This is a genomic window from Candidatus Sulfotelmatobacter sp. (assembly GCA_035504415.1).
Lineage (GTDB): Bacteria > Vulcanimicrobiota > Vulcanimicrobiia > Vulcanimicrobiales > Vulcanimicrobiaceae > Vulcanimicrobium.
Genome location: DATJRY010000011.1, coordinates 365,068 through 381,491, shown reverse-complemented (window position 1 = coordinate 381,491; position 16,424 = coordinate 365,068). Strand labels below are relative to the sequence as shown.

General features: G+C 69.7%; 14 protein-coding genes. 11 read left to right on the top strand and 3 right to left on the bottom strand.

The window, feature by feature from the left end:
* Positions 1 to 129: 129 nt before the first annotated feature.
* Genes VMD91_08175 through VMD91_08145 form a run of 7 tightly spaced genes read left to right on the top strand, consistent with a single transcriptional unit; the run spans position 130 to position 7,631 of the window.
* Entirely contained in the window at positions 130 to 969 is an 840-nt protein-coding gene (locus VMD91_08175; GenBank protein ID HTW84025.1) for a transglutaminase family protein, read from the top strand.
* Positions 959 to 1,843 carry a transglutaminase family protein gene (locus tag VMD91_08170; GenBank protein ID HTW84024.1) on the top strand — a complete coding sequence of 295 codons (885 nt, stop codon included), beginning with the start codon at positions 959 to 961 and terminating at the stop codon, positions 1,841 to 1,843. The genes VMD91_08175 and VMD91_08170 overlap by 11 nt, the downstream gene beginning before the upstream one ends.
* Positions 1,844 to 1,890: 47 nt before the next feature.
* The gene (gene uvrB / locus VMD91_08165) at positions 1,891 to 3,942 is read left to right on the top strand and encodes an excinuclease ABC subunit UvrB (GenBank protein HTW84023.1); all 2,052 of its coding nucleotides are present in this window, start codon (positions 1,891 to 1,893) and stop codon (positions 3,940 to 3,942) included.
* Positions 3,943 to 3,987: 45 nt separating this feature from the next.
* The gene (locus VMD91_08160; GenBank protein ID HTW84022.1) at positions 3,988 to 5,049 is read left to right on the top strand and encodes a hypothetical protein; all 1,062 of its coding nucleotides are present in this window, start codon (positions 3,988 to 3,990) and stop codon (positions 5,047 to 5,049) included.
* Between the two features lie 57 nt (positions 5,050 to 5,106).
* The gene (locus VMD91_08155; GenBank protein ID HTW84021.1) at positions 5,107 to 5,478 is read left to right on the top strand and encodes a hypothetical protein; all 372 of its coding nucleotides are present in this window, start codon (positions 5,107 to 5,109) and stop codon (positions 5,476 to 5,478) included.
* Positions 5,479 to 5,504: 26 nt separating this feature from the next.
* Positions 5,505 to 5,954, top strand: coding sequence for a VOC family protein (locus VMD91_08150; protein ID HTW84020.1), 450 nt, complete (start codon positions 5,505 to 5,507; stop codon positions 5,952 to 5,954).
* Positions 5,955 to 5,993: 39 nt separating this feature from the next.
* Positions 5,994 to 7,631 carry a peptide ABC transporter substrate-binding protein gene (locus VMD91_08145; GenBank protein ID HTW84019.1) on the top strand — a complete coding sequence of 546 codons (1,638 nt, stop codon included), beginning with the start codon at positions 5,994 to 5,996 and terminating at the stop codon, positions 7,629 to 7,631.
* 7 nt (positions 7,632 to 7,638) lie between these two features.
* On the opposite strand, the gene VMD91_08140 is transcribed toward VMD91_08145, so the two are convergent.
* Entirely contained in the window at positions 7,639 to 9,153 is a 1,515-nt protein-coding gene (locus tag VMD91_08140) for a multicopper oxidase family protein (protein ID HTW84018.1), read from the bottom strand.
* 127 nt (positions 9,154 to 9,280) lie between these two features.
* Positions 9,281 to 10,147: a DUF1028 domain-containing protein gene (locus tag VMD91_08135; GenBank protein ID HTW84017.1), complete on the bottom strand. Its 867-nt coding sequence runs from the start codon at positions 10,145 to 10,147 to the stop codon at positions 9,281 to 9,283.
* 32 nt (positions 10,148 to 10,179) lie between these two features.
* Here VMD91_08135 and VMD91_08130 point away from each other — a divergent pair, with 32 nt between their 5' ends.
* The 4 genes from VMD91_08130 (at position 10,180) to VMD91_08115 (ending at position 15,840) form a co-directional block, all read left to right on the top strand.
* The gene (locus VMD91_08130; GenBank protein ID HTW84016.1) at positions 10,180 to 11,484 is read left to right on the top strand and encodes an aromatic ring-hydroxylating dioxygenase subunit alpha; all 1,305 of its coding nucleotides are present in this window, start codon (positions 10,180 to 10,182) and stop codon (positions 11,482 to 11,484) included.
* Positions 11,481 to 12,932 (top strand): glutamine synthetase family protein, encoded by a 1,452-nt coding sequence (locus VMD91_08125; GenBank protein HTW84015.1) that lies wholly within the window; start codon positions 11,481 to 11,483, stop codon positions 12,930 to 12,932. Before VMD91_08130 ends, VMD91_08125 begins: the two co-directional genes overlap by 4 nt.
* Before the next feature lie 13 nt (positions 12,933 to 12,945).
* Positions 12,946 to 14,496: a LuxR C-terminal-related transcriptional regulator gene (locus VMD91_08120; GenBank protein HTW84014.1), complete on the top strand. Its 1,551-nt coding sequence runs from the start codon at positions 12,946 to 12,948 to the stop codon at positions 14,494 to 14,496.
* A gap of 78 nt (positions 14,497 to 14,574) precedes the next feature.
* On the top strand, positions 14,575 to 15,840 hold the full coding sequence (locus VMD91_08115) for an ABC transporter substrate-binding protein (GenBank protein HTW84013.1): 1,266 nt from the start codon (positions 14,575 to 14,577) through the stop codon (positions 15,838 to 15,840).
* Here VMD91_08115 and VMD91_08110 read toward each other — a convergent pair.
* Positions 15,837 to 16,358, bottom strand: coding sequence for a hypothetical protein (locus tag VMD91_08110; GenBank protein HTW84012.1), 522 nt, complete (start codon positions 16,356 to 16,358; stop codon positions 15,837 to 15,839). The genes VMD91_08115 and VMD91_08110 overlap by 4 nt on opposite strands.
* Between the last annotated feature and the right edge of the window lie 66 nt (positions 16,359 to 16,424).

The window sequence follows — 16,424 nt, the reverse complement described above, 5'->3', positions numbered from 1 at the left end:
CTCCGGAAGCGCCGCGGCGCACAGGGGAAGCCGGGTTGATTCCGGCACCCGGGGCGTCGTGTCCTGGTCTTTTTGCGGTCTCGGCCATTTGTCGGGATGACGCGGCGCGTAAAGGGGAAAGAGCGCGCAATGGTCTCGGAGGTCGGTGAGGGGACGCTGCGGATTGCCGTCGGCTGCGAGTTCGTCTGCGCGACGCAGGCGCCGGTGCCGGCCGTGTGCCTCGTGCGCCCGACGCGGCACGACGGTCTGCGCGTGCTCGGCGAGCGCTGGACGGTCGAGCCCGCCGCCGCCGCCTCCGACTACGTCGACCTCTACGGCAACGTCTGCCGCCGGCTGACCCTCGCGCCGGGAACGACGACGATCCGCTACGACGCGACCGTCGAGACGCCGGCCGCGGCGGACCCGCTGCGCCCGGACGCGGTCGAGCACCCGGTCGACGAGCTCCCCGACGACGTGCTCACCTACACGCTGCCCAGCCGCTATTGCCTCTCCGACGTGTTGGCGAACCGCGCGTGCGAGCTGTTCGGCGCGGTCGAACCCGGCTGGGGCCGCGTCCAGGCGATCTCCGACTTCGTGCACGGCCACCTGCGCTTCGCGTACGGCAGCAGCACCGCGACCACGACGGCGCTCGACGTGTACGAAGCGCGCACCGGGGTCTGCCGCGACTTCGCGCACCTGTTCATCAGCTTCTGCCGCGCGCTCAACATCCCGGCCCGCTACGTCTTCGGCTACCTGCCCGACATCGACGTGCCGCCGCCCGACCTGCCGATGGACTTCTGCGCGTGGGCGGAAGTCTATCTGGGCGGCGCGTGGGCGACGTTCGACCCGCGCAACAACGAGCGCCGCAAGGGCCGCGTCGTCATCGCGCGCGGCCGCGACGCGCTGGACGTCGCGATGCTGACGACCTTCGGTCAGACCGAGCTGGTCTCGATGACCGTTCGTGCCGATGAGGAATCCAATGGAAGCTGACGCGGGCGGCGTCCGCGAGCCCGGCGCGATCGACTGGTCGCGCGTGCGCGCGGCCACCTACCGGATCGAGCAGCGCTTCCGGTACGAGTACCCGGGGCCGATCCGCGACCTGCGCCAGCGGCTGGTGCTGGCGCCGCCCCGCGCGCACGGCGCGCAGCGCCGGCTCGGGCATCGCCTGAGCGTGAGCGTCGCCGGCCGCCGGCACGCCCAGACCGACGGCTTCGGCAACGTGGTCGCGCAGATCGAGCTGCCGCGGGTCGAGCGCGCCGTCGACTTCACCTTCCAGGCGCTGGTGCGCCGCGAGGCGGACGGGGCGCCGCACACCGTCGACGCGGCGCTGCTGCTCGACCCGCGGCTGACGGCACCGCGGCGGCTGACCCGGCCCGACGAGGCGCTGCTCGACGCCGCCGCCGACCTGCGGGCCATTCACCCGAACCCGGCCGACCTGGCCGACGCGATCAGCCGTTTCGTCCACCGCCGCATCGTCTATACGAAGGGCGTCAGCGACGTCTTCACCACCGCGGCGACGGCGTTCGCGATGGGGCGTGGCGTCTGCCAGGACTACGCCCACGTGATGCTGGCCCTGGCCCGCGCTTGCGGGCTGCCGGCCCGCTACGTCTCGGGGCACCTGCTGGGCGAAGGCGCCACCCACGCCTGGGTCGAGGTGCTGGTCCGTCGCCGCGACGGCAGCGTGGTCGTCTTGGCCTTCGACCCGACCCACGACACCCCGGCGACCGTCCGCCACGTGGTGGTCGCGGTGGGCCGCGACTACGAGGACGTGGCCCCCGTCTCGGGCACCTTCGACGCCCCGTATCCCGGCGTGCTCCGCGCCCGCCACCGCGTCGACGTCATCGGCCTGATCGAGGCCGCCTGACCGCCTGCCTGCCACGAGCGGGATCGAACGTGGGTTCTGGCAGGGGCATGCCTCGCTTCGAGCTCGTGACGCAGTACCCGTTGGCCGGCGACCAGCCCAAGGCGACCGAACAGATCGCCGAGGGCTTTTTGCGCGGCGAGCGTGCGCAGACGCTGCTCGGGGTGACCGGCTCGGGCAAGACCCTGGCCATGGCGCGGATCGTCGAGATGGTCCAGAAGCCGACCCTGGTCCTGTGCCACAACAAGACGCTGGCGGCCCAGCTGTGCGCCGAGTTCCGCGAGTTCTTACCGCACAACGCGGTCGAGTACTTCGTCTCGTACTTCGACTACTACCAGCCCGAAGCGTACATCGCGCACACCGACACCTACATCGCCAAGGACAGCTCGATCAACGACGAGATCGAACGGCTGCGGCACTCGGCGACGCAGTCGCTGCTGACGCGGCGCGACACGCTGATCGTCGCCTCGGTCTCGTGCATCTACGGGTTGGGCTCGCCGTCGGACTACCTGGAGATGTCGGCCGACATCAAAGTCGGCGACGTGATCGACCGCGACGAGTTTCTGCGCAAGCTGATCGGGATGCAGTACCGCCGCAACGACCTCAACCTGGTGCGCGGAACCTTCCGCGTGCGCGGCGACACGCTGGAGTTCGTCGCCGTCGACGAGGAGCTGGTCCACCGCATCGAGTTCTTCGGCGACGAGATCGAGGCGATCAACGTCGTCAACCAGCTGACCGGCGAGTACGTCGCCTCGAAGGACGAGCTGAAGATCTTCCCGGCGAAGCACTACATCACGCCGGAAGAGAAGCTGCAGCGCGCGATCATCGAGATCGAGGAGGAGCTGAACACGCGGCTGGCGCTGTTCCGCTCCGAAGGGAAGCTGCTCGAAGCGCAGCGGCTCGAGCAGCGCACGCGCTACGACCTGGACATGCTGCGCGAGGTCGGCTATTGCAACGGGGTCGAGAACTACTCGGCGCCGCTGGCGGGCCGCCAGCCCGGCTCGACGCCGTGGTGTCTGCTCGACTTCTTCCCGCAGGATTGGCTGCTGCTGATCGACGAGTCGCACGTCACGCTGCCGCAGGTGCACGCGATGTACGGCGGCGATCGCTCGCGCAAGCTCTCGCTGGTCGAGCACGGTTTCCGGCTCCCCTCGGCGCTCGACAACCGGCCGCTGACGTACGACGAGTTCGAGAACCACCTCAACCAGGTGCTCTACGTCTCCGCGACGCCCTCGACGTACGAGCTGAACCGATCAAGTCAGGTCGCCGAGATGATCATCCGGCCGACCGGCCTGGTCGATCCCGAGGTCGAGGTGCGCCCGACCCGCCACCAGGTCGACGACCTGATGGAAGAGATCCGGCGCCGGGCGGAGCGCGACGAGCGCGTCCTGGTCACCACGCTGACCAAGAAGATGGCCGAGGACCTGACCGAGTACCTGATCGAGAACGGAATCCGCGTGCGCTACCTGCACAGCGAGGTCGAGACGCTCGAACGCATCGCGATCCTGCGCGACCTGCGCAAGGGCTTGTTCGACGTGCTGGTCGGGATCAATCTGCTGCGCGAAGGCCTGGATCTGCCCGAGGTCTCGCTGGTCGGCATCCTCGACGCCGACAAGGAAGGCTATCTGCGCTCGGGGACCTCGCTGATCCAGACCATCGGCCGCGCCGCGCGCAACGTCGAGGGCAAGGTCATCATGTACGCCGACGTCGTCACCGAGTCGATGGCCAAGGCGCTCGGCGAGACGCGCCGGCGGCGCGAGATGCAGCTGGCCTTCAACGCCGAGCACGGGATCGAGCCGAAGACGGTGCGCAAGGAAGTGCGCGACATCCTCGAGCTGGTCGGCGGCACCGAAGGCGGCGGCGACGCGGCCGCGGCGGTGCGTGCCGAGAAGCTGCCGCGCGAAGTCGCCGAGGCGATGGCGAAGGAGATCGAGCGCAAGATGCGCGAGGCCTCGGCGAACCTCGAGTTCGAGAAGGCCGCCGCGCTGCGCGACGAGCTGATCGCCCTGCGCCGCCAAATCGGCGGCAACGAGAGCGTGCTGTTCCAGGGCAAAGCGCCGAAGGTCTTCCAGCACGCGCTCAAAGAGCTGATCGGGACGTAACCGGCGCCGCGCACCTCGCCAACGGGTGCGCACGGAGGAGCAGCCATGGCGGGTTCTGGCTACGATATCTACGTCACGTTCTCGGGCGAGTCGAAGACGCCCGTGAAGCACGTTCGCGCCTACGGATCGGACGGTAAGAAGATCGGACGCGTCACGCCCGACTACGACGAGCTGCGCGGCATGACGCTCGATCTGAGCGGCCGCTTCTACCTCGCGGTCGCGTACGAGTCGGTCTCGGAAGTGCTGCTCTTCTCGGCGACCGTGAACAAAGACGGCACCCGTGACCTGCTCGCCACGCTGGTCACGCCGGCGACCTCGTCCGGTATCGCCCACCCGTACGGCCTCGCGTTCGACGGGTCGCTGGTGCTGTTCGTCTCCAGTCAGGACACGAACTGCGTGACCGCGTTCGCGGTCGGCACCGGAACGACGGCGACGCCGGCACCGATCGCCGCATACCTCACCACCAACTTTCCGAGCACCGGGCCGACCAACGTGTTCTATCCGGGCCAATGGGTCGCGTCGGTCGTTCCGATCGCGGTCGGCGGCAACACGCCGCCGGCGGTCCCGGCGGCACAAGGCGGTCTCGCCGAAGTCGGCCTGGTCTCGCCGCTGCCGCCGCCGAGCGCGGCGCTGGCCGCGGCCGGCGCGAAGAAGCCGACCAAACACTCGGTGCGCGGCGTTCTCACCACGCCGAACGCGCTCTACGCCGTCGACGAGGCCGCCAACCGCGTCTGCATGTACGAGCTCGGGAGCGGTGCGTTCACCGGCGCGATCACCGGGACGGGCGGGACCGGCAAGCACGACGTGCTCGACGATCCGGTCGGCCTGGCGTACGAGCCCGCGGCCGGCGTGGTGTACATCGGAAGCGCGGGGAACGCGTGCATCTTCGCCTATACCGAGAGCTCGCAGGGCACGACCTGCGTCGCGCACGACGACACCAACCTCGCCAAGGTCTCGGGGCTCGCGTTCACACCGGACGGCACGCTGCTGGCCGGCAGCCGCGCGCAGAGTGCGATCTGCACCATCGACTTGTACTCGGGCAAGATCACGCCGTTCCTCACCGGCCTCGAGGACCAGCCGGAGTGTCTGCTGGTCGTGCCGACCTAAGATATTTTGGACCGCCCGTCCGAACTCGTGTTAGAATGCCGTACCGAGGTGTGCTCTATGGACGATTCGGCCATTCGGATGGCGATCGAGCAGCGTTGGGAGAAGCCGGTCTCCGGCGACCTCTACGCGGAAGACGTCATCTGCGACTTCCCCCAGACGGGCGAGCGCATCCGCGGCCGCGCGAACTTGGTCGCTCAGCGCTCCGCGGATCCGGATCATCCGCACGTATCGAAGGTGCGGCGGATCGTGGGCAGCGGCCCGGTCTGGGTGAGCGAGGTCGTCATCACCTACGACGGAAAGCCGTGGTATACGGTAAACATCCATGAGTTTCGCGGAGACAAGGTCTTCCACGAGACGCAGTACTTCGGGGAACCGTTCGCTCCCGCGGCGTGGCGCTCGCAATGGGTCGAGCGAATGGAGTCGGATTAATACTCGCGCTGCGACTGGAGAGATCGATGGACGAAGTACGGGTCGAGAATACGAACTATCAAATGCCGCCGGTCGAAGGGTTTACCATCGCGCATTTTCTTACGGTGGCCGACCTCGAGCGATCGATGAACTTCTACGCGACGGTTTTCGGCGGCGAGATCGTCAGCCGCGGCGACGGAAACGCTCCGCCGTACATCCGGATCGCCAACACCTGGCTCATCCTCAACGTCGGGGGCGGACCGACGCCGGACAAGCCGACCGTCACGCTCCACACGCCCGATCCCGATCTGATCAGCAGCTTCATGAACGTTCGCGTCGCCGATATTCAAGCGTGCTACGAGCTTTGGAAGAGCCGCGGAGCGACGTTTCTCACCGAGCCGCTCGACAAATACGGCGAGACGCGGTGCTACATCCGCGATCCTGACGGCTACATCATCGAAGTCGGGCAGAGCAAGCCCGGCTTCAAGTACGGCTGAGGATCGGGAACCGGCACCCGGGCCCGCGAAGAGCGGCGGGTGATCGTTCGACGGAGCCTTTGGACCTTCGCTCTGCTCGTCGCGTGCGCGACGGGCTGCACCCGCACGGGTGACGGGTCGGGCACGTCGTCCGGCCAGCATGCGTGGCTGGTGCCGGGGACGCTGCGCATTGCCACCAGCCTGACGCCGAACACGCTCAACCCGATCCTCTCCACGCAACAGATCGAGGTGCAGGCGGAGGCGCTCGCGTTCGACCCGCTGATCGGGACGGATCCCGACGGCCGCGACGTGCCGATCTTGGCCTCGGCGGTCCCGACGCTCGAGAACGGCGGCATCAGCCGCGACGGGTTGACGATCACCTATCACCTGCGCCGCAACGTGAAGTGGCAGGACGGCGCGCCGTTCAGCAGCCGCGACGTCGCCTTCACCTATCACGCGATCATGAACCCGGCGACGCTGGTCACCACCCGCCACGGCTACGACGACATCACCCGCGTCGACACGCCCGACGCCTATACGGTCGTCTTCCACTTGCGCCATCCGTTCGGACCCGCGATCCACACCTTCTTCGGGCCCAGCGACTCGCCGTACTTCATCTTGCCCGAACATCTGTTGGCGAAGTATCCCGACCTCAACCACATCCCGTTCAACCAAGAGCCTGTCGGCACGGGTCCGTTCAAGGTCGCGCGCTGGGTGCGCGGCGACCACATCGAGTACGTCGCCAACGACGACTACTTCTTGGGCAAGCCGAAGCTGCGGCGCATCGAGCTCCAGCTCGTCCCCGACGAGAACACGATCGCCAACGAGCTGCGGGCGCACGAGGTCGACTGGTTCATGCTGGCCTCGCCGCGCGTCTACCCGAACTTGATCGGGATTCCGGGGATCGACGTGCGGCTGGTGCCGATGAACGGCTTCGACGCGATCATGTTCAACACGACGCGCGCGCCGCTCGACGACGTGCGGGTGCGCCAGGCCATCAACCTGGCCATCGACAAGCCGCGGCTCTCGCGCGAGGCGACCTACGGGACGACGATCCCCGCCACCGAGGACATCCCGTCGCAGCTGTGGGCCTACGATCCGCACGTCGGCACGAACCGGCCGAACGTCCCCAAGGCGCGGGCGCTGCTCGATGCCGCGGGTTGGCGGGTCGGCTCGGGCGGGGTGCGCGTGCGCAACGGCCAGCGGCTGGTGATCGGACTGGCCTACCGTTCCGACAGCGCGACCGACAAGAGCCGCGGCGTTGAGATCGGGGCGATGCTGCACGACGTCGGCATCGGCATCGAGCTCAAGGGCTACACCTCGGGACTCTACTACGGACCCCCGGGCGTGGGGATTCTCGCCAGCGGCAAATACGACGGCGCGCTCTACACCTGGTACTCGGGCATCGATCCCGACGACTCCACCCAGCTGCTGTGCGACCAGCGGCCGCCCAACGGCTACAACTGGGCGCGCTACTGCACGCCGGAGATGGACGCCGCGCAGCGCGCCGCGCTCTCGCACTACGACCGCCCGACCCGCAAGCGCGCCTACGCGGTCATTCAAGCGCTGCTGGCGCGCGACGCGCCGTACGCGTACCTTTGGTGGCCGCGCCAGATCGAAGCGGTCGACAGCGACCTGCAGAACTTCCGCCCCAACGGCATCATCGAGACCTGGAACGCGTGGCAGTGGTCGTTCTGAGCCGCTGCTAGCGGAACAGCACTTTCGCCATCATGCCTTTGTCCTCGTGATTGAGGATGTGGCAATGGAAAACCGCCATCCCCCGGATGACGGGGTTGGTGAAGTCCATCACGGTGTCGACCGACGTGCGTTGGCGCACGTTGACGGTGTCGAGCCAGACCGGGTTTGCGACGACCGTACCGTGGTCCCGGTAGGTCAGGAAGTGCACCTGATGGATGTGAAACGGGTGCATCTCGTCCGAGTCGTTGACGATGTGCCAGTGCGCGTAGGTACCGACCCGCGCGATCGTCATCGGCCCGTCGGTCATCGAGAACTTGCGGCCGTTGATGTAAAAGCCGTGGTCGTGCTCGGAGAAGTGGACGACGAACTGCGCCGGCGCTCGCTCCGCCGCGATCGCCGGAGCCGCCGAGACATAGACCGGCGGCTCGGTGGAGACCGGCACGGTCTGTTTCGGCGTGTCCGAGGCGAGGGCCGGAACCACGTCCGCCAGCACTTGTCCCGCGTTGATGTCGCCGGCGGGACCGGTGTCGACGCAGGCGCTACGCAGCGTGGCGTGACTGCCGGCGGGCGGTCCGGTTACGATCGCCTCGACGCGGCCGGCCGGCGGGATCAGCAGGTGCGTGAACGTGCGCGTCGGGCGGGTGGGGTTGCGGTACGCGAGCGGCTCGCCGTCGAGCGCGACCACCTCGAGCGACTCGCCGTCGAGCGAGAGATCGAGATACGATTCGGGCTGCGCGTTGACGAGGCGCCAAAACTGACGCTCGCCGGGACGAATCGCGATCGACGGGCGCAGCATGCCGTTGACGGTCGCGAAACCGGCGACTTGCTCGCCGGAGGTGCCGCAGTCGTGCGCCGGCACGCCCAGCCGCGCGCGCAAGAGCGCGATGCGCGGCGTGCTGTAGCTGCGAGCGTCGCGGGTGCGCACGATCAAGACGCGTTCGCGAAGGCCGCGGACCGCCGGCACGTACCGGTCGATGCCCTCGACGACGATCGCGCCCGACATCCCGTCCAAATCCTGTTCCGCGCTTTCACTGTGCGGATGCGTGTGGAACCAGAATAGTCCCGGGATGTGGCCCGGTGGGACGCGGACGTCGTAGTGCAACGTCTGGCCGGGCGCGGCGAGCATGGTGAGCACGTCGTCTTGCGGTGCTTTCGGCGAGACCTCCATGCCGTGGAAGTGCAGGTTCGTCATGTCCATGCACGGTCCGAGCGCGCACGCTTCCGCGGAGTGCGGTGAGAGCTCGTTGACGTAGACGATCTTCAACTGATCGCCGGGCCACACGCGGATGGTCGGCATGACGGGGGCGCCCTCGTACAGCATGCCGGCGCGCCCCGCGCTCGTTTGGGCCGCCGTCAGCGTGAGCGAGGTGACGCCGTGGATCGGCCGCACGGCGGGCGGATCCGGCAGTCCGACAGGGGGTGGGTGCGGTGGGGCGTCGCCCGCGGCGCGCGCGATCGCGACGAGTGCGATACAGGCGCAGCCAAATGCGGCCGCGCTCCAGCGGAAGGATCGCATGGCCATGGCCTCAGTATACGCGCAAAGCGCGCCCGGCGAATCAAGCGAGCGCGGTATCCCGGGCCGATGGTAGCCGACTTGGACGCGGATGCCGCCAGCTCTGTCGCACGGTCGACCGGGATGGCGCGGGCGATCAGCCGCGGCGCAGCGCGGTGAGGTAGTCCAGCGTCTGACGGTCGATCGTGCCGTCGTCGCGCACGCGGTTCTCGAGATTCTCGACGTGCATGAGCGCGACGAGCGCGTCGCGGGCGCGCTGGTCGTACGCGCTCGCGCCGGCGGGAAGCTCGCCGAGGCGCACCAGCTCGCGCACGAGCGTGCGCCCCAGCGCGTCGTCGACCACGAGCACGTCTTCGGGCGCGGGCGGGAAGAAGTAGAGCTTGTGCAGCTCGAGGATGCGCGCCAGCTCGTCGATCGGCGCCGCGTGGTCGTCGACGCGCAGATCGACGTAGCGGTCGTTGAACCCGCCGTACCCGCCGCCCGGTTTGGCGACGACGAGCGCCGCGCTCTGTTGCCCGCGTTTGTCGCCGCCGGCGCGCTGGGCGGCCGCCAGCGCCGCGACGAGCCGGTCCGAGAGCGTGCCGCGCGCGCCGCGGAACGTCGCGGCCAGCGCGTCGACGACGGCGGCGCCGGCCAGACAGTTGCCTTGCGCCGCGAACCCGTCGCCGGCGACTCCGCCCGCCCAGCCGATGCAGCGTTCGCCGGTGAAGGTGACGGCGCGGCCCTGGGCGTCGACGATGCCCACCTGCCGGTCCTGGGCCTGTGGATCGTCGGCGAGCAACGCGCGCAGCACGTCGTCGGGCGCGGCACCGTCGCGCAGCGCGCGCAGGCCGCGCGGCCCGAAGGTCGTGTTCGCCCAGGCCTGGGTCGCGACGCCGCCGACCGCGCCTTCGACCCACGGGACGGCCGCGCCGACCGAGAGGAACTTCGACTGGACGGCGATCCCGATCTCGTTCGTGCGCGGATCGGCGGCGACGATCGAGAACGTCGTGGGCTGCGGCATGGGCGCCGCTTCCCGTCCGAGAACGGGCGACCATGCTGACCGCCGAACAGAACGCCCTGGTCACGCGCACCGGCGCCGGCACCGCCGCGGGCGCGCTGTTGCGCCGCTTCTGGCAGCCCGTCGCGCTCGCCGACGAGCTGCCGCCCGAGCGCCCGGTGCGCGCGGTGCGCGTCATGGGCGAAGAGCTGGTCGCGTTCCGCGACGAGCGCGGCAACCTGGGACTGCTCGAGCGCGCGTGCCCGCACCGCGGCGCCGACCTCGCCTTCGGGCGGCTCGAGGACGGCGGGTTGCGCTGCACCTTCCACGGCTGGCTGTTCGCGACCGACGGGCGGTGCCTGGAGATGCCGGCCGAGCCCGAGGACAGCACGTTCTGCGCGCGCATGCGCCAGCGCGCGTACCCGATCGTCGAGCGCGCCGGCATTCTGTGGGGCTATCTCGGCGAGGGTGAACCGCCGGCGTTTCCCGACTACGACTGCTTTCGCGCGCCGGACGCGTACACGTTCGCCTTCAAGGGACTCGTCGCGTGCAACTGGCTGCAGGCGGTCGAGGTTGGCATCGATCCCTCGCACGCCTCGTTCCTGCACCGCTTCTTCGAGGACGAGGCGCCGGGCGGCGAATACGGCAAGCAGTTTCGCGCCAACTCGTCGGCCTCCGATCTGCCGATGACCAAGATCATGCGCGAATACACCCGGCCGCGCATCGACGTGCGGCGCGACACCAACGGGCTCGAGCTGACGACGCTGCGCGCGCTCGACCCCACCAGCGTCCACGTGCGGGTCACGCATCTCGTCTTTCCGAACGCGTTCTTGATCCCGCTCAGCCCCCAGATGACGATCCTGCAGTGGCACGTGCCGGTCGACGACGTGACGAACTACTGGTACGCGGCGTTCACCGCCTACGACGCGCCGGTCGACAAGGCGCAGATGCGCGCGCAACGGCTGCGGCTCTACGAGCTGCCCGACTACGTCCCGCGCATCGGCCGCGCCAACGCGTACGGCTTCAACGCCGACGAGCAGCGGACCAGCACCTACACCGGAATGGGCGAGGACATCAACGTGCACGACCAGTGGGCGGTCGAGTCGCAAGGCGCGATCGCCGACCGCACCCGCGAGCACTTGGGTTCGGCCGACAAGGCGATCACGCAATATCGCCGGCTGCTGCTCGAAGCGCTCGAGCCGGGCGCGCCGGCGTTCGCACCGTCGCCGGGCGGCGGTCCGGACACGATCGACACGATCGCGCCGGCCGGCGACTGGGAAGCGCACTGGCACCGCTTGGTCGCCGAACGGCGCGCGGCCAGCCCCTGGGCGCAAGGCGTACAGGCCGGCAGCGCGCGGTGACGCTGGCCGAGCGCTGCGGCGTCGCGACCGGCGCGCGCGAGCGCGCGGCGAGCGAGGTGCTCGAACGCGTCGCGCGCGACGGGCTGAACGTCGTGCGGCTGGCGTGCGTCGACCAACACGGGCTCGTGCGCGGCAAGACGATCGTCGCCGGCGAGCTGCCCGGCGCGTTCGCCGACGGCTGGGGCCTGCCGGCGTCGATCCTGGGCAAGGACACCGCCAACCGGACCGTCTTCTCCCTGTTCGCGAACGACGCCGCCACCGGCGGCCTGGCCGCGCTGCGCGGTGCGCGCGACATGGTGATGCTGCCCGATCCGGCGACCTTTCGCGTTCTGCCGTGGGCGCGCGACGCGGGTTGGGTGCTGTGCGATCTCTATACGCGCGACGGCGCGGCGATGCCGTTCAGCACGCGCGGGATCGCGCGCGCGGCGCTCCAGAGGCTCGCGGCCCGCGGCTACGAGATGATCTGCGGCCTCGAAGTCGAGATGCACGTGTTCGCGCTCGAGGACGCCGCGCTGCGCCTGGAGGACGCGGGCGATGCCGGCGAGCCCGGCACGCCGCCCTCCGTGCGGCTGACGACCAAAGGCTACCAGCATCTCTCGGAGCTGCGCTACGATGCGCTCGAGCCGATCCTCGAGGTGCTGCGCGCCGGCGCGCTGGCGCTCGAGCTGCCGCTGCGCTCGCTCGAGCTCGAGTACGGGCCCAGCCAGTGCGAGGTCACCTTCGCCCCGCAGCGCGCACTCGACGCGGCCGACGCGATGGTGCTCTTTCGCAACGCCGCCAAACAGCTGTGCCGCCGTCACGGTTATCACGTCACCTTCATGTGCCGGCCGCAGATTCCGCACGTCATGTCGAGCGGCTGGCACTTGCACCAATCGCTGATCGCGAGCGAGAGCGGTGCCAACGCGTTCGTCGGCGACGCCGCATCGGGCGAGGTCGTCTCGGCGGTCGGGCGCGCATGGCTGGGCGGGTTGCTGGCGCACGCGGCCGGTGCGACGGCACTGAGCACGCCGACCATCAACGGTTACCGCCGCTTTCGCGCGAACTCGCTGGCACCCGATCGTGCCGCGTGGGCGGTCGACGACCGCGGCGCGATGCTGCGCGTCGTCGGCGAGCCCGGCGATCCGGCCACGCACGTCGAGAACCGCATCGGCGAGCCGGCCGCCAACCCGTACTTGTTCGTCGCCTCGCAGGTGATCGCGGGACTCGACGGGCTCGAGAGCGCGCGCGATCCCGGTCCGTCGGCGGACGCGCCGTATCACGCCGACGCGCCGGCGCTGCCGGGATCGCTGGGCGAAGCGCTGGCCGCGCTCGACGCCGACCGCGTGCTGCGCGCGGGCCTGGGCGAGGACTTCGTGGACTATTTCTTGACGATCAAACACGCGGAATTGACGCGCTTTCAACAGCACGTGACGAATTGGGAACAGCGGGAGTATTTCGAGGTCTTCTGACGCAATCGTCAGCATGGCCAAACCGGCGGTCATCCCGACCGCGCACGACGTCAGTTTGATCGACGTCGCGACCAGCGCGTTCTACGACGCGGAATACGAGCGGGCGCTCGCGGCTCTGGCACTGCTACCCGACGACGAAGCCGTGCGCGTGGAAACGTTGCTGCTGCGGGCGCGCACGCACTTGCGCTCCGGCGACCCGGTGGCGGGCGGCGACGCCGCGATGGCGGCCGCCGAGCGCGCCGATACGCCCGACGCGCGCGTCAGCGCGGCGGCGCTGCGCGGCGCGGCCCTGCGCGCGCGCCGCAAGCCGCGTGAAGCCGCCGCGGCGTTCGCCGCGGCGGCGGCGATGGTGAACGACGCGTCGGCGGACGCGCGCGCCGAGTACGCGTTCCATGCCGCGACGGCGGCGTGGGAGGACGGCGAGCTGCAGGCCGCCGAGCAGCTCGTCGAAGCGGCGCTGCCCGACGCGCGCGACGTGTGGCGCGCGCGGCTCACGCGGCTGCTCGGTGCGATCGAGATGCGGCGCGAGCGCTACGCCGCCGCCGCGGAGCATTTCCTCGAGGCGCTGCACGTGCTCGCCGGCGCGCCGCGCGAGGACCTGTTCGTGCGCGCGCGCCTCATCCACGGTTTGGCGACCATCGCCAGCGAGACCATCGACCTTCGGTTGGCCAAGCGTTACGCACCGTATCTCTCCGCGACGCGCTGGACGAGCGGCGTCGCGCGCCAACACACCGGCACGCTCGGCTGCGAACGCATACTCGCGCTGCTCCGCGGTGACGTCGGCGCGGCGTGGCAGCTCGCGCGGGACGCGGTCTACGCGGCGCCGACCGACGCGCGGCGCGCGATTGCCGAGACCAACGCCGCCGCGCTGAGCGCGCTGGTCGGTGACGAGTTCGCGGCCCGCGCGCAGTTCGACTCGGCGTGGTCGCTGATCGACGGCGTCTCGTGGGCGAAGGTCGACGACGGCGAACGGCTCGCGCTGACGAACTTCGCGATCGAGGCCGCCGAGGCGATGCCGGGTGAGGCGCGCACCGCGCTGGCGCTCTACCGGAACCTCTCCGGCGCGCCCGAAGGCGGCGGCACCGGCGACCGCCGGCTGCCGGCGTTCGAGGCGATGGCGCTGGGTCGCGTCAGCGAGGTCGCGGGCCGGCCCAAAGAGGCGATCGAGCACTACGAGCGCGCACGCGGGCTGTGGGTCGCGCTCGATTTTCGCGTGCGCGCCGCGCTCGTCGCGCGCGACCTGCAGCGTCTGACCGGCCAGGAGCGCTATCAGCACGACGTCGACGTCGCGCTCTCGCGCGCGCCCTACGCGTGGTTCGGTCAGGCACCGCCCGCGCCGCCGGCCTCGGCCGCCTTGGCCAAGCTGACCCCGGCGGAACGCACCGTCCTGCGTTATCTGCTGGGCGGCGAGAACATGAAAGGGATCGCCCGGGCCCTCGACCGCAGCCCGTACACGGTGCACAACCACACCCGGCGGATCTTCGGGGCGTTCGAGGTCCGGGCGCGCGCGGCACTGATCGCGCGCTGCGCGGAGCTGGGCATCACCGCCGACAAGCTGGCCTGAAGCCGCCCGCCGGGCGGAGTCAGCACCCGCCGCGTCGATACTTGACGTTGCAAACGACCCGACGATGGAGGCTTCATCATGCCCACTCGGCGCGATCTTCTCCGTGGTACCGCGGCCGCCGCGACCGCCGCGGCCTTCCCCTCGATCTCGCTCGCCGCGACCGGCAAGCCGACGGTGCGGATCGGCTTCCTCGACTCGTTCAGCGGCGTCTTTTCCGACGTCGCCGCGAAGCACAAGGTCGGCGCGGCGATCGCACTGGCCGACCTCAACCGTCGCGGCGGCGTCCGCTACGAGCTCGTCACCGGCGACGACACCTCCAAGCCGGCCGTCGCGGTCAGCGAGATGCGCCGCCTGGTCGGCCAAGAGAACGTCGACGTCATCTACGGCGGCACGTCGTCGGGCAGCGGGCTGGCGCTGGCGCCGCTGGCCGATGAGCTGGGCGTCTTCAACCTTTCGATCGGCCCGTTCGACTCGACGCTGACCGGTGCCAAGGCGCGCGCGCTGACCTACCGCTTCGGCCTCAACGCACGCATGGCGCTCAACCCGATGGCGAACCGCCTCTTGGCGCTGGGCAAGAAGTGGTACTTCGTGCAGGCCGACTACGCGCTCGGCAAAGACGCCTACAATCAGTTGGCGCCGCTGTTGGCGCGCGCCGGCGGGACCGAAGTCGGCCACGACATCCTGCCGCTGGGCACCAACGACTTCTCCGCACCGATGACGAAGGTGCAGACCAGCGGCGCGGACGTGCTGGTGCTGGCGAACAGCGGCGTCGACGCCGCCAACGCCGTGCACGCGTTCGTGCAATTCGGTCTGCAGAAGAAGATCCACTTGGCCGGGATCAACCTCGAGGACTACTACTACGACGCGATCCCGCTGGACGCAGTGCAAGGCGCGACGTTCTCGGTGCTGTGGGCGCCGGACGTCTCCGATTCCTCGCGCAAGCTGGTGCAGCGGCTGCGCCGCGACATCCACGGCCCGATCTCGGCGCGCCACTACTACGGGTACGCGGCGCTGATGCAGTTGGCCGATCGCATCGAAGGCGCCGGTACGACCGACGCCGGCAAGCTGGCCAAGGCGTTCGCCGATCACAGCTTCAACGGGTTCAAGGAGAACCCGTCGCGCTGGCACGGCTGCGACCACCAGAACGCGCAGGACTGCTACGCGGGCGCCGTCGTTTCGCGCAAGCAGTTCGAGAAAACGCAGTTCATGTTCGACGTCGTCGCGACGGTGCCGACCGCCGAGTCCGACGGCACGTGCGAGTCGCCGTGGGCGAAGGCGGCGAGCGCGTCGATCGCCGCCAGCTCCGTCGGCGGCCGTCCGGGCTACACGCCCAAGGTCACCTAAAGCCGCGTCCCGTTGATCGCGACCACCGCGCCCGTCTGATCCCGCGCGATCGGGATGTGGACGGGCGCGTGGCCGATCGTGATCCGTACCTTCTGCGGAAGAAACGGTCCGACCACGCCGAGCACCGGCTTGAGCGCCGGCATGGCTTGTTCGATCGTCGTCAGCGGGACGGACGCGTCGGCTTTGGCGGCGATCAGGAAGTGCACCGCCGTCGCGGTCGCCCACGCACCCGGCGTCGGCAAACAGTTCCAATCGTCGATCTCGCCTTGCACGGTGCCGAGCTGCGCGGCGTACTCGGCCAGCGTCGGCGTCGCGGTGAGCGCGCCGTTCGCCAGCGGGACGCGCGCGGTCGTGTAGAGCTCCGCGCTCGCGACGCGCACGTCGGCTTCGAAGGTGAACGCGTTCTGCAAGCTCGCGCCTTGCGCGAGCGCCGGATCCACGTAGGCGTACAGGTGCGTGTAGATCACGTTGCCCAGCAGCAGGTGGATGGTGTCTTCCCAGACTTGCGTCGTCGCCATGTCCGAGCGAGCGTGCGACTAGATGATCGCTCACACCTCCGCAATTACTTGGGAACCGAAATATTG

Bases quoted from the DNA above. Each gene is read 5' to 3' on its own strand.
- VMD91_08175 (HTW84025.1), top strand. From the start codon at position 130: ATGGTCTCGGAGGTCGGTGAGGGGACGCTGCGGATTGCCGTCGGCTGC.
- VMD91_08150 (HTW84020.1), top strand. From the start codon at position 5,505: ATGGACGAAGTACGGGTCGAGAATACGAACTATCAAATGCCGCCGGTC.
- VMD91_08135 (HTW84017.1), bottom strand. From the start codon at position 10,147: ATGCCGCAGCCCACGACGTTCTCGATCGTCGCCGCCGATCCGCGCACG.
- uvrB (HTW84023.1), top strand. From the start codon at position 1,891: ATGCCTCGCTTCGAGCTCGTGACGCAGTACCCGTTGGCCGGCGACCAG.
- VMD91_08130 (HTW84016.1), top strand. From the start codon at position 10,180: ATGCTGACCGCCGAACAGAACGCCCTGGTCACGCGCACCGGCGCCGGC.
- VMD91_08155 (HTW84021.1), top strand. From the start codon at position 5,107: ATGGACGATTCGGCCATTCGGATGGCGATCGAGCAGCGTTGGGAGAAG.
- VMD91_08170 (HTW84024.1), top strand. From the start codon at position 959: ATGGAAGCTGACGCGGGCGGCGTCCGCGAGCCCGGCGCGATCGACTGG.
- VMD91_08115 (HTW84013.1), top strand. From the start codon at position 14,575: ATGCCCACTCGGCGCGATCTTCTCCGTGGTACCGCGGCCGCCGCGACC.
- VMD91_08120 (HTW84014.1), top strand. From the start codon at position 12,946: ATGGCCAAACCGGCGGTCATCCCGACCGCGCACGACGTCAGTTTGATC.
- VMD91_08160 (HTW84022.1), top strand. From the start codon at position 3,988: ATGGCGGGTTCTGGCTACGATATCTACGTCACGTTCTCGGGCGAGTCG.
- VMD91_08140 (HTW84018.1), bottom strand. From the start codon at position 9,153: ATGGCCATGCGATCCTTCCGCTGGAGCGCGGCCGCATTTGGCTGCGCC.
- VMD91_08110 (HTW84012.1), bottom strand. From the start codon at position 16,358: ATGGCGACGACGCAAGTCTGGGAAGACACCATCCACCTGCTGCTGGGC.